Below are 12,701 nucleotides of genomic sequence, written 5' to 3' on the forward strand. Positions count from 1 at the left end.
CTGCTTATCTATTCGCAAAAAGACAAAAATAAGATCCAGCCTTGGGCTAGATCTTGGTGAATAGTTAGAGCATGGGCGCAAACAACTGAACAATTTCCTTGATCAGGCTTTGATACCAGCTTGTTTTGATTGTGTGGGGATAGATTTCTTGAGAAACTTTAAAAATCTCTTTGAAGTCCCTCTCAATATCTATAATGGACTGCGTTCTATAAAGCAAGACGGCATTTTCATAGTGGTGGAGCAAACTACGATAGTCAAAATTGATGGTTCCCACAGTAGCTGCCTCTCCATCGACAAGCATTTGTTTGCTATGAAGAAATCCCGGGCTGTACTCATAAATACGAACTCCAGCAGATAGCAAGTCAGGGTAGGCTCCGCGAGTAACCAATTGGATAATCTCCTTATCTGGGATACATGGCGTCACAATTCGCACATCTACTCCTCTCAGAGCTGCATTTTTGATACTCTCGGTTAGATCATAGTCAGCGATCAGATAAGGAGTCGTGATATAGACGTAATCTGTAGCTTGATTGATAAGGTTTTGATAGACCGTTTTTCCAACTTGGGCTCGGTAGATAGGTTTTGGTCCGCTACTGTAAGGGATACAAAGCCCCATCCCATCTCTAGGTTGATTTTCGAGATGGTATTGGTCAAAATCGCTAATTTCCCCACGGTTGATATACCAGGTTGACAAAAATAGTCTAGTAAAAGCCTTGACTGCTGGTCCATCCAGACGAATACCGCTATCCTTCCAATAACCAAAGCGTTCGATATGGTTGATATACTCATCTGCCAGATTGATACCACCTGTATAGGCGATCTGCCCATCAATGATCATGATTTTACGGTGATCACGGTTGTTATAAGCAACGGTCAAACGTGGAATCACCTTGTTAAATTTGTGGGCTTCAATCCCTCGACCACGAAGCTGGATGGTATAATCTCCAGGCAAGGTTGCCATACAACCAATATCATCATAGAGAAGCTTCACTTCTACTCCTTGAGCTGCCTTTTCTTCCAAAATCTCCAAAATACTATTCCACATCAAACCTTCTTCTATGATATAGTATTCGAGAAAGATAAACTTCTCCGCTTTCTTGAGATCCTCTAGCATCTGACACCACATGCTTTCACCAGATGCAAAAAATTGTGTATCCGTTCGATCATAGACATCTGCGTTCGTATCCATACTGAGGAGGGATTTGATGACTCCGTAAGCCGACTTATCCTCTTCCTTTAACTCCAAACGGAGGGCTCTGCTATTGTCCTCTCGGTCAACCATTGATTGGAGTTGCTTTAGCTGCTTCATTTCTTTTTTCGATAAACGGCGTTCTCCAAACATGATATAGAGCAAGGGACCAAATACTGGTACAAAGGCCACCAACAGCCATGTTACCTTACTCTCAGGATTCATGGACCGATTGACAATTGATACAATGGTCGCTAAGCTTACTAAAATAACAAGGATAATCCAGAGAATCGGAGCCATCTGTCCTAGATAGAGAAATAAACCAAAGACGAGAATCAACTCCGTCAACATGATGGCAATACTAAAACCATACTTAGACATGAGTAGCTGCATTTTTCTAGCTGTCATACATCCCCTTCCTTTTCTAACATCTCCCTAATTGCTTGCTAAACTAATATTTCTACTAGTATACCTCAGTTCAGGGGTAGATGGCAACCGTTTACCTTTGCTCATGCTCCAACCGTTCCGTGTTTGGATAATTGTTACAATTTCAGAGCCAACATATTGACTGTCATACCAGCTGCGGTTCCCATAAGGTAGACGACATCTCCCTCCTTGACCAGCCCATGATCTAAAGAATAAGCCAAGCCAAACGGTACAGAGACTGACACCATATTTCCATAGTCAGTGACGAGATTGAGGTACTGATCCTCAGCCACACCTAGTTTTTCCATGACCAAAGGAAGAGCACGACTTGCTTGGTGAGGAATGATATAGTCCACGTCTGCCAAGGCTAGCTGTGTTTTTTCTTGAAACTCTTCAAACATGACTGGGATTTTACGGGCAGACAAGAGGAGGATTTTCTTCCCCTTCATGTCAAACATATAGTTGGTCTTCGTCGCTTCAGAGTACTCTTTTGGTTGAAAAGAAGTCAGACCTCCACGAATCTCCGTATCGTGAGCCCCTTCTGACCAAGTACGTTGGAGACTAGCAATGACCCCTTTTTCCTGATGACTTTTTTGGAAAATAAAGGCTGCTGCCCCGTCACTAAAGAGTTCAAAACTTTCTTTTTGCTTGGGATTGAGCCCTAAACTACCAACCTCGCTAGAAACAATCAAGACACGATTGTATTCGCCCGCCTCAATCAGGTGAGACATAGTCGATAGAGCAGAAATAAAGCTGGTACAGGTTGTATTGATGTCCATTGCTGGAATTGAGAGTCCTTTTGCCACGCGCTCATGAATCAAGGCAGCCGTACAAGGAATAGGCTGAACACCAACTGCACTAGCTGATACAAGGCAATCGATATCTTTAATATCCAAATTTGCATGTTCAAGTGCACGGTGGATAGCTCCTTCTGCCAAGTCAAGTTGCGTTTCTTCATTTTCAACTACACGATAACGGGTCTGGTCTTTGAATGTTACTGTGTACTTTGGAAGGCAAGCACCATAACCTGCGATTTCTACGTGTCTTTTTACTTCTGTCATTGTCTTTTATCCTTTCATAAACGTTGGATTCGTTTGAGTTTACGGCTAGTATCCCAGTGATAATCTGAAAATTGGATTCGAGGAACTATAAATTGCTTTTGCTGGGCCAAGAGTTGGAATTGAGCTAGAATAGCTGCCTCTAAATCCTCATCTCGTTGGCTTAGACAAACTTCCACTAACTTCTCGGAATGTTGCTTGACTTGGTAATCTCCTACATTCTCCACAAAAAGGATGCAGCGCCTGATAAAGTCTGGATAGATAGTTACCTGTCCCCCATCCAGTCCTTCAAAATAGAAGATGTCGTCAGAGCGTCCTTCGATCTTGTCAATCCGTGTATAGTAGGAGCCACAGGGACAAGGCTCCGGATTTTCAACCAAGATATCATTGAGCTGGTAGCGATAAACAGGCTGACTGCTTCTTTTAAAGTCCGTAATCACTGGATAAAAACGGCGGTCATCCAGATACCGCTTTCCCACAAAGATAATGTCTTCGTTGAGATGCAGATTGCCGGCTGAGCAAGTGCAGGCTAAGAAACCTTCAGTCGCCTGATAAACTTGGTCAATGATGGACAGAGAAAAGGCCTCTGCGATGCGTTCCCTATCACTATCTTCCAAGATTTCCGCCACCGAAACGATTTTTTGTGGGTAAATAGCTAACTCTCCATCCTTGAGACGCTTGCTCAATTCAAGCAACATAGAGGCTGGTGCCACAATAATCGTTGGTTGATAGTTGTTGAGTCGCTCTATATGCTCATCTGTATGTTTGAAAATATCAAAATACTCTAGACGAATGAGCGCCGTATTGATGGTCTGATAAAGTTCATTATCAGCTCTCAGGAAAAAGGCGATGCGGTGTCCAAAAAGTTGACCTTTGGGCAACATCTTTGCCAAGATAGCTGCAGCCCACATACTTCGCTCTTTCTCTGTTGTGATAAAGAGCCCCCGATGTCCAGACGTCCCTGAAGACAGACCGACGGCTACTTCCCCTTTAAGTTCAGTGAAGTCACGGGTCTTCTCACTTTCAATAGCCAAGCTCAAAGCTTCATCACGATCCACTCCTTGGGTGTTGAGCTCATTGAAATGTTCCATCATAAAAGCCTTGTCCATATGGTCAAAGTCGCTAGGAACCCCATTTTTAAAGTAAGGAGACTCTCGCTTTAAAAAGTCCATATAGTTGGTTAATTGCTTTTTCTGATAGTTTTCTAAAGCTTCTCGAGATTTGAAATGATGAAGCCATCGAGTTTGGATAAAGGTTTTAAGAAAGGTTATTTTTTTCATGTAAGATTGACTCTATCCTTTCTACAGGATCATGGCTAACAACTACCTCGATACCGGCCTTTAAAACTTTCTCCAGAAACTCTGTCCCCCTGATATAGTCGGCCTTATTATCCTGAACCAAGGAAGGAATCAAGTGCATCTGCTTGGTATAAGGTAAGAGGTCAATCCCCCAACAGAGGTCTGCTGCAATGAGGAGATTAAGGTCTGGAAGATACAGACAGGCTTGGCCCCTAGCATGCCCGTCAACTGAAGCAACTAGGATACTGCCATCTCCGAAAAGATCACAAATCGGACGATAGGGAAAAGTTGAAACTTGCTGGTCAGCTCTGATAATGGTTAGATTTTTCTCAAAAGAAGCTGGTAAAAACTCCTTGAAAATCAAGTCTTTCAACTTGGGTTTTTGGTAGACTTCATATACTTCTTTTGTCAAGATAAAGGTTGCATGAGGAAAGAAACTAGCTCCTCCTAGATGATCTGGATGTAGGTGTGATAGAAGAACATAGTTAATTTCTTCTGGTTTGATTCCCTTCACTTCTAGCAAACGTGAAATTTGGTCCTTCTCCGTCATTTGAACGGGCGTTCCTAGCCGATAGAAGCCATAGCGAAGATGGGTCTTAATATCGTAATGATAGCCTGTGTCATAGAGGAGATAGCCCTTGTCCCTGTGTTTGATAAGAAAAACACCTGCTGGAAAGGTCATCTTTTGATTCTTAACTCCCTTAAATAGCAAACCTGTGTAGCTGGTACAGTAGCCTGCTGGGAAATAATCAATGCTTTCGATAATCTTGGACATATTGTTCAATCCCTTCCGAAATACTGATTTGAGGGCGATACCCCAAATCTCGCTCCGCCTTGCTGATGTCCAGCGTCTGGCTATACCGCAGCAAATAATAGGTATAGCGTGTCAGAGCCGGCTCGCCTTTGAGTTTCAAGGTCTTATAAAGAAACTCTAAACTACTTGCAATAGCTGAAAGAAGAGGAGCCGGCACTTTTCTGTATGTTATCGGATAGCCCAGTCCTCTCAGGGCTTCTTCTATCAAATCCTTAAAGGCTCTTGGTTCCCCATTGGTAATATTATAAACTTGGCCACTAGCTTGAGGGGTCTCTAGTGCCAAGCGAATGGCCAGAGCGACATTTTCCACACAGGTCATATCCATGAGCTGACGACCGTCCCCTATCAAGGGAATACCAATCTTCTGACTGAGTTTGAGAACTCGGGGCAAAATACTGGTATCCCCAATCCCAAAAAGCCCACGAGGCCGTAAGATAATACTCGGAACATCGGGATAATCCTTAAACAGCTTCTCCGAAGCCAGCTTACTGCGAATGTAGTTGTTCAGATTATTTTCCTGAGGCGCATCGCTTTCTTTGATAGCTAGCTGGTCTCGAGGCGCAGCATAGATGCTAGGCGAGGACACATAAACCAAACGCTGAATACCAGCCTCTCGACAAGCATCCAGAACATACTTGGTTCCCAAGACATTTGTCTGGTAGAAGTCCTCCCAAGGTCCCCAAACGGTAGAAAGAGCACCCGCATGCACAATCATGTCCATCTCTTGACAAGCCTGAGCTAAGTCCTCTTGTTTGGTCAAATCTCCCTGAAAAAATGCCACAGTAGAAGTTTCTAAAGACTGACCCACCTTGCGATTGCGTCCAAAAGCGCGTACCTGATAACCCGACTGACTGAGCTCTTCAACAACATACTTACCTAGAAAGCCCGTAGCACCTGTTACCAATACTTTCTTCATTTTTTTACTTCTCCTTGTCCCCTAAGAGTCGATGTATTTCGCTCTTCAGAATCTCTGTTGGCTGATAGATTTGAGCTGCGCGACTGAGTTTGTTCAAGTCTGACCAGTCATCTCTAGCCAATAGCTTATCAAAAGCGCGTCCAATTGCTTCCGTATCCTCTCGCTTAGCAGTCAGAGCAATCCCCGCCTCTAAGCCACGAACCGCATAGTCATACTGATCATAGTCATGGGGGAGAATCAAGGCAGGCTTGTCATAGATAATACATTGGTAAAAAATGCCCGCACCGCCATGATGAATCACATAGTCCATCTGAGGAATGTATTCCTTATAGGGAAGATAGGATACCACAGAAACATTGTCCATGAGCTCCTCACATCGGAAGTCTTGTCCGCCAAACCCCAGAGTCACAAAGAAGTGACAGTCCGGATGGGCTTTTGCCAATTGTTGGGTCTGGTAGAGGAGGTTGTCTTTGGCCCATGCTAGCTGAGTCCCACAAGATACGAGGACTTTCTTATGATTTGCATAAGGAGCCAAATCCAGAGGATAATTCTCTGCTCTCTCAATCGAAGACCCAAAAGGTCCCGCCCAAAGATAGTGCTCTGGAAAACCACTTTTCAGCTCCAACTCTTTCATCCCAATTCCCAAGATGGAGTAGGGCGAATAAATGGTTTCCTGATTTTTTTGATTGTAGAGCTTAAAATCGTAACGTTTCAAGCGTTCTCTCAATAAAAAGGTTACGATTCGTTTCCCTAAACGAGTCCCTTTTCTTCCTAGCCATTGCTGGATAGATTGGAAAGATGTCTTTGGACTGCCCATTCCTCCAAAGAAACAAGGCGGTCCATCTGTCGTTTCAATGGCAAACTGTGTCGCCATTGTGGTTATCCAAGGAATATCCAACTGTTCCGCCACTAGTCCTCCAGAGAGGGTTATAAAGTCCGCAATCACAATATCAGGTCGATTTTCCTGCCACTCTTGCACTAATTGATCTGAAACCACATTGATCAAATCAAGACTAGCTGACAACTGTCGATAAGCAGAAATAAGGTTTAACTGCCCTTCATTGTTGGCTACACGCTCAAACTCATCTACACAATTTTCTAAAATGGGAATCACCTGGAATCCCATCTCCTCTGCGACAGCTTTTCGTTGCGGTCCTGTAAATAATCGAATCTCATACAAGGGATCCTTCAACAAGGGTGCGAGCAGATTCAGGGTCGGGAAGAGATGCCCACTTAAGGGCACTACAATCACATCAATTTTGATTTTTCTCATATGTCTAGAATAGCAAATTTTTAAAAAAAGAACTACCAAAATGATAGTTCTTTCCAATATTATTTATATTTTGAGGAATAAGTCCCTTCCACTCTACTTGATATTTAGAAGAGTTCTTTGTAGAGAGCAATGGTTTCTTCTAAAGTTGGCATAAATGGATTTCCAGGTGCACAAGCATCAATCAAGGCATTCTTAGAAAGGTAGTCAAAGTCAAAGTCTTTTTCTTGGATACCGAGTTCAGTGAGTTTCTTTGGAATGCCTACTGTTTCAGACAGTTTCTCAATTTCAGCAATAGCGTAGGCAGCACATTCTTGGTCTGTTTTCCCTTCAACATGGAGACCCAAAGCCTTGGCCACATTGCGAAAAGCTTCTGGTACACGTTTGGCATTTTCACGTTCTACAACAGGGAGAAGCATAGCACAGCAGACACCATGCGGCAAGTTATATACCGCACCGAGTTGGTGAGCCATAGAATGAACGTAGCCCAAACCAGCGTTGTTAAAACTCATACCGCCAAGGAAGATGGCATTAACCATCGCCTCACGCGCTTCAATATCTTGTCCGTTAGCCACAGCACGAGGAAGATACTCTTTGATGAGTTCAATAGCTCCGATAGACAATTTCTTGGTTACATCATAAGCACCCGGTGTTACCAAGGCTTCGACAGCGTGAGTAAGAGCATCCATACCCGTCGCCGCTGTCAATCCTTTCGGTTTTGAAAGCATGAGTTCTGGATCATTGACAGAGATGAGGGCAAGGCTGTTCTTATCAACCATTACCATCTTGACCTTGCGTTCTTCGTCAGTAATGACATAGTTAATGGTGATTTCTGCAGAAGTTCCAGCTGTTGTATTGATCGCAACCACTGGCAACCCTTTTTCAGCAGACTTGTGAAGTCCTTCGTAGTCCTGTGGTTTGCCACCATTTGTCGCAATGATAGAGATACAACTAGCCGCATCCTGTGGAGACCCTCCCCCAAGACTGATGATGAAGTCACATCCATGCTCTTCCAAAGCATCCACTCCGTCTGTGACGTTCTTGCAAGTCGGATTTGGCTCAACATCGCTAAAGATCACATATTCGATCCCTTCAGCATCTAGTGGTTTTAGGACCTTAGGTAAAATATCACTTCCCTCGATGAACTTATCTGTCACCAAAAGAGCCTTCTTATACCCCAATTCCTTGATATACGGACCTACTTCATTTACAACACCTTTACCGATAAGATTAACCGATGGAACGTAAAATGTAGCCATATGCTTTTCCTCCTGTGCCTCTGCGCTATTTGATTATTTACTATAAGTATACGACCTTATAAGAAGTTTTACAAATATTTGTAAGCGCTTTAAGTAAAAAGTTAGTAAAGAACAGCCAGCCACTTTTTCAAGAAAAAAAGCTCCAAAAAGATAGCTTTCATCTCATTGGAACTTTTACTTAATCATTATTGCTTAGTTAATACCACTCGGTCAGATGCCTCTCGGTCCATATCGTCGATAATCAATTGATTACCATTAACTGCGTAAATCTTGACATCATCACCGATAATAACACGTTGATTTTCTGGTTCAAAGCTGACTTGCTTGATTTCCTTATCTCCATCTGGCTCGACCTCAGTCCATATACCAGTTTTACCTGTTACAACAAGAGTGATTTGGTCATTCTCATCTTTTCCAGTATAGGTACCATCGATGTTCGTAGGTTGAGCTACAGTAGTGTCCTGACTTGAGGACGTTTGTGGTTGACTAGCACTTGTAGCAGCACTAGAAGATGATTCTTGTTGAGAAGATGATTGCTGATCAGATTGCTGGGTAGGGGCTTGTGCCTTAGGTCCACAAGCTACTAAAAGACTAAGAATTGCTAGGGAAGCAATAGAAAGTGTGAATGTTTTCGTTTTCATAGCGATTTCCTTTCTTTTGTGCCAATAATTTACTGGAATCGTTTCCGGATATACCTCCTACCTCCAGTATAACAACTTAAACATAGAAGGTCAACTAGTCCCATCGCTTCCAACCAAACTCTCTCGTACTTCCGAGATAAAGTAGAGCGAGCCCGTCACGAAAAGCAAGTTCTGGTTATTGGCCTTATCTTCAAATTCTCTTATAAAGTCGCCATAGGAAGGAATCAAATCGTAACCCGCCACATCCTTCTCATCCAAAGAGCCTTGGTAGTCAAAACCTGTTACCTTAAGTTCCACCTCAGGTAACCGCTCCGTCAGATAGCCTAACATTCCTTGATAATCCTTGCGTTTAAGAGCCCCAAAAAGGATGCGAACCTGGTAACCTTGCTGGATTTTCCCTTGGATAAACTCGACCAGACGGGTTAAGGCTGGCAGATTGTGAGCCCCGTCTAGGTAGACATGCGGACGAATCCGTTCCAATCGACCTGCCCAGCGAGTTTCTTTGAAGGCCTGTCTGACAAACTCTTCTTCGACCCTTTCACCTCTTGACGCCATAAATAGAAGAAAAGTTTCTAAAGCCAAGGCGGCATTTTCTTGCTGATAAGCACCTTCCAAACCAATTTCAAGCTGTGAAAAACTTGCTAGGCTACTTGAAAAATCTCCTGCATTCAAGGTGAAGTCTTGCCCAGCTTGATAAAGGTCTACATCTAACTCTCTCGCTCTTTTTTGACAAACAAACTCCGCTTCTGGAGCAAGCTTGGCAATGACCGCCTTCTTTCCAGCCTTGAAGATACCAGCTTTCTGCTCGGCTATTTCCTCCAGACTATCGCCCAAGGTCTCCTGATGATCTAGGCCAATGGAAGTAATAACGGCAATCTCTCCTGTTACGACATTAGTCGTATCAAGTAGACCACCAATCCCCACTTCTAGCAGGACTAGATCCACTCTCTGCTCTTTGAAGTAAAGCAAAGCAATCAAGGTCAACAACTCAAAGAAAGACAATTGGTCATGTGTTTCCAAAAGAGTTTTTTCCATCTCCTTGACTTGGTTAGCTATACGGGTAAAGTCTTCATCTACGATCGGTTGCCCATTGATACAGATTCTATCATGGATACTGATGATATGAGGAGAGGTAAAAGTACCAACTTTTTTACCATGAGCAACAAACAACTCCCTCATAAAGGCAATAGTTGACCCCTTACCGTTAGTCCCTGTTACGTGGATAATAGGATAAGTCTTCTCAGGATTCCCCAGCAAATCCACTGCTCGCTGCATTCTTCCAAGTCCAGATCTAAAGTTTAAACCAATCCGACTATGGAGCCATTCCTCTACTTCAAACATACATGTCTCCTTAACAAAAGTACAATCCACTACCACAACAAAGTATAATTGCAAGTAAAAAGCGAGGTCGGGACAAAAATCCCAACCTCTTACCTGGTTAGCTAATCACTAGCTACTATGAATTTCAACGTGGGCTAAAAACGTCCCCCGGGTATTCCAACTCTTCCAATTTTTAGGAGTTGGGGTGATACAGTCTCCCAGACTTACCAGTTCTCTCTTATTTAAAGGAACTGGGGTAAAAATATCCCCCGAATATTCCAACTCTTCCAATTTCTAGGAGTTGGGCTAAAAACGTCCCCCGGACGTTTTTACTCCTCCATAAAGCTGTTGAAGACCTCTTCAATCATGTTCCATTCGTCTTCTGAGTCTTCTGGGATTGGTTGCAATTCGCCTTCTGTTCCGTCTTCATTTTCGATGAATGAGTAAGCTTGGATTTCAACTTCACCGTTTTCGTCTTCTTCTGCGTTAACTGGCACTAGGAGAACATAGTTTTTACCAAATTCTTCTTTTCCGTCGATGGTCAAAAGAATTTCAAACAAGGTTTCATTTCCTTGCTCATCTACTAGTGTAATCAATTCACGTTCTTCGTGGTCATGGTTGTGATCGTGTGACATAGTTTCTCCTCTGTCTTAAAATTTTCTATCTAAATAATTTTGCAAAATCAGCTGAGCAGCTAATTTATCAATAACTTTCTTACGTTTGTTACGGCTGATATCTGCTTGTTCAATCAACATACGTTCCGCAGCAACGGTCGTCAAGCGCTCATCCTGATAGTCTACTGGCAAACCAAAGAGTTCTTCTAGCTTGGCACCATAGGCTTGACTGGCTTCTACTCGCGGACCGCTGGTATTGTTCATGTTTTTTGGCAAACCTACTACAAAGCGTTCCACCTTATAGCTGTCAACCAATTCCTTGATACGGTCAAAACCAAACTGGCCCTGATCCTCATTAATCTGGATGATTTCAAGTCCCTGAGCAGTGAAGCCTAGTGGATCGCTAATAGCCACCCCTACTGTTTTTGAACCAACGTCCAATCCCATAATTCTCATAGATTATAGATCGACTCCTTGTCCTTTAAGGTAGTAGCGTACCAATTCTTCAACAATTTCATCACGCTCATACTTACGGATTTGATTTCGTGCATTGTTGTAACGAGGAACGTAGGCAGGGTCTCCACTCAATACATAACCGACGATTTGATTTATCGGATTATAACCCTTTTCATTCAGAGAAGCATAGACATCTGTCAACGTTTCACTGATTTCCTTCTTGTTGGAATCATCCAATTTAAAACGTACAGTTTCTTCAGTAAATCCCATTCTAACACCCTCTTTCCTTAGAATAGTACTATTATAGCATATTTCCTTACGTTCTACAATTAAGTCAATCCATTTATTTGGATTTTCTTACTGTTCTGTCGCACCATTTGCCACTCTGTCTGCGATATATTGGCTTGGTTCATTTTTCAAAAGAGTCTCTAAGCCAAGATTTTTCAAATAATCTGTCTGCGACGCCTTTTTGACATCCAAGACTTGTAAATCATAGGTCGTTGTGGTCTGGATTTCAGTCTCACTGAGCAGTTTGGTTTCAAGTGTAAAACCTGCCAATTTGCGCGCTTCCTGAAGCATTTCATCCTTTTCTTCTGCTTCTAAAAGAGCTTTTTGAGTTTCTTCAAGACCGTGGTCAGCGATAAAGGATTTCAATTCCTCACTTAAGGGCCGTATCTGCCGAATAACCAATTTTAGAAATTGTTTCCCTTTATAGGTAATGGTTTGCGTTTGCTTGACGCCATCTCCTGACTCAGGGAAAATCAAAGTTTTGGTCACAACCGTATTCTTTTCCGCATTTTCCAAAACGGGCAGAGTAGACTGGAGTGTTTCGGATTCATGTTTTGAACTGGATGTCGTTTCCTTCTTTTGGCCACATCCTGCAAGTAGCAGGAGGAGAGTAGCTGCGCCAATTACTATCTTTTTCATAATTCCTCACATAATTTTTTGATAAAAAATGAACAAGGCTAGGAGATACCCCAGCCTCGATGTTTATAGAGCTGCACGCAAACGTGCTTCTGCATTTTCTACATTACGGACAGAGCGTGGTAAAAAGGCACGGATATCATCTTCTTTGTAACCGACCTGCAAACGCTTCTCGTCAACTAGAATAGGACTTTTTAAGATCCGTGGTGTTTCCATAATTAAGTTGAGTACTTCATTGACACTCAAATCTTCGATGTCAACTCCTAAAGCTTTCGCATAGCGGTTTTTTGATGATACAATGCTGGCAATTCCATTATCTGTCTTTGTCAGAATATCGAGTAGTTCTTCTCTCGTAATCCCTTCTTTACCAAGGTTTTGTTCTTTATAACTTAACTGGTGTGCGTTGAGCCAAGTCTTCGCTTTCTTACAGCTTGTGCAACTGGAGACGGTATAAATCTTAATCATGTGCCTACCCCTTTCGCTACATGTTACTATCAGTTTAGTCTATTATACCAT

General features: G+C 42.8%; 14 protein-coding genes. All 14 read right to left on the reverse strand.

What is annotated here, in order from left to right; all coding sequences use genetic code 11:
* Positions 1-64: 64 nt before the first annotated feature.
* The 14 genes from cls to spx all read right to left on the reverse strand — a co-directional run bounded on the left by cls (position 65) and on the right by spx (position 12,650).
* Positions 65-1,597 carry a cardiolipin synthase gene (cls, locus tag MK403_RS03390; RefSeq protein WP_084945724.1) on the reverse strand — a complete coding sequence of 511 codons (1,533 nt, stop codon included), beginning with the start codon at positions 1,595-1,597 and terminating at the stop codon, positions 65-67.
* Between the two features lie 134 nt (positions 1,598-1,731).
* Positions 1,732-2,676 carry a 3-oxoacyl-[acyl-carrier-protein] synthase III C-terminal domain-containing protein gene (locus MK403_RS03395; RefSeq protein ID WP_268708945.1) on the reverse strand — a complete coding sequence of 315 codons (945 nt, stop codon included), beginning with the start codon at positions 2,674-2,676 and terminating at the stop codon, positions 1,732-1,734.
* 14 nt (positions 2,677-2,690) lie between these two features.
* The gene (locus MK403_RS03400; protein WP_268708946.1) at positions 2,691-3,953 is read right to left on the reverse strand and encodes a F390 synthetase-related protein; all 1,263 of its coding nucleotides are present in this window, start codon (positions 3,951-3,953) and stop codon (positions 2,691-2,693) included.
* Positions 3,931-4,746 (reverse strand): MBL fold metallo-hydrolase, encoded by an 816-nt coding sequence (locus MK403_RS03405; RefSeq protein ID WP_223327020.1) that lies wholly within the window; start codon positions 4,744-4,746, stop codon positions 3,931-3,933. The genes MK403_RS03400 and MK403_RS03405 overlap by 23 nt, the downstream gene beginning before the upstream one ends.
* Positions 4,721-5,701 carry an NAD-dependent epimerase/dehydratase family protein gene (locus MK403_RS03410; RefSeq protein WP_268708947.1) on the reverse strand — a complete coding sequence of 327 codons (981 nt, stop codon included), beginning with the start codon at positions 5,699-5,701 and terminating at the stop codon, positions 4,721-4,723. The genes MK403_RS03405 and MK403_RS03410 overlap by 26 nt, the downstream gene beginning before the upstream one ends.
* 4 nt (positions 5,702-5,705) lie before the next feature.
* Positions 5,706-6,974, reverse strand: a complete 1,269-nt coding sequence (locus tag MK403_RS03415) for a glycosyltransferase (RefSeq protein ID WP_268708948.1) — start codon at positions 6,972-6,974, stop codon at positions 5,706-5,708.
* Between the two features lie 104 nt (positions 6,975-7,078).
* Complete coding sequence (locus MK403_RS03420) at positions 7,079-8,230, reverse strand: iron-containing alcohol dehydrogenase (protein ID WP_268708949.1); 1,152 nt, start codon at positions 8,228-8,230, stop codon at positions 7,079-7,081.
* A 185-nt stretch (positions 8,231-8,415) separates the two neighbouring features.
* Positions 8,416-8,871, reverse strand: coding sequence for an SP_0198 family lipoprotein (locus MK403_RS03425; protein WP_268708950.1), 456 nt, complete (start codon positions 8,869-8,871; stop codon positions 8,416-8,418).
* A 90-nt stretch (positions 8,872-8,961) separates the two neighbouring features.
* A complete protein-coding gene (locus MK403_RS03430; RefSeq protein ID WP_268708951.1) occupies positions 8,962-10,212 on the reverse strand; it encodes a bifunctional folylpolyglutamate synthase/dihydrofolate synthase in 1,251 nt (416 codons plus the stop codon).
* A gap of 308 nt (positions 10,213-10,520) precedes the next feature.
* Entirely contained in the window at positions 10,521-10,826 is a 306-nt protein-coding gene (locus tag MK403_RS03435; protein ID WP_000017624.1) for a DUF1292 domain-containing protein, read from the reverse strand.
* A 15-nt stretch (positions 10,827-10,841) separates the two neighbouring features.
* A complete protein-coding gene (gene ruvX, locus MK403_RS03440; protein WP_002876031.1) occupies positions 10,842-11,261 on the reverse strand; it encodes a Holliday junction resolvase RuvX in 420 nt (139 codons plus the stop codon).
* Between the two features lie 3 nt (positions 11,262-11,264).
* Positions 11,265-11,531, reverse strand: a complete 267-nt coding sequence (locus tag MK403_RS03445) for an IreB family regulatory phosphoprotein (protein ID WP_000507060.1) — start codon at positions 11,529-11,531, stop codon at positions 11,265-11,267.
* Positions 11,532-11,618: 87 nt separating this feature from the next.
* A complete protein-coding gene (locus MK403_RS03450; RefSeq protein WP_000724879.1) occupies positions 11,619-12,188 on the reverse strand; it encodes an SP0191 family lipoprotein in 570 nt (189 codons plus the stop codon).
* A gap of 63 nt (positions 12,189-12,251) precedes the next feature.
* Positions 12,252-12,650, reverse strand: a complete 399-nt coding sequence (gene spx / locus MK403_RS03455) for a transcriptional regulator Spx (protein ID WP_000591165.1) — start codon at positions 12,648-12,650, stop codon at positions 12,252-12,254.
* Positions 12,651-12,701 lie beyond the last annotated feature (51 nt).

It is taken from the genome of Streptococcus oralis (assembly GCF_026782285.1).
Taxonomy (GTDB): domain Bacteria; phylum Bacillota; class Bacilli; order Lactobacillales; family Streptococcaceae; genus Streptococcus; species Streptococcus oralis_CG.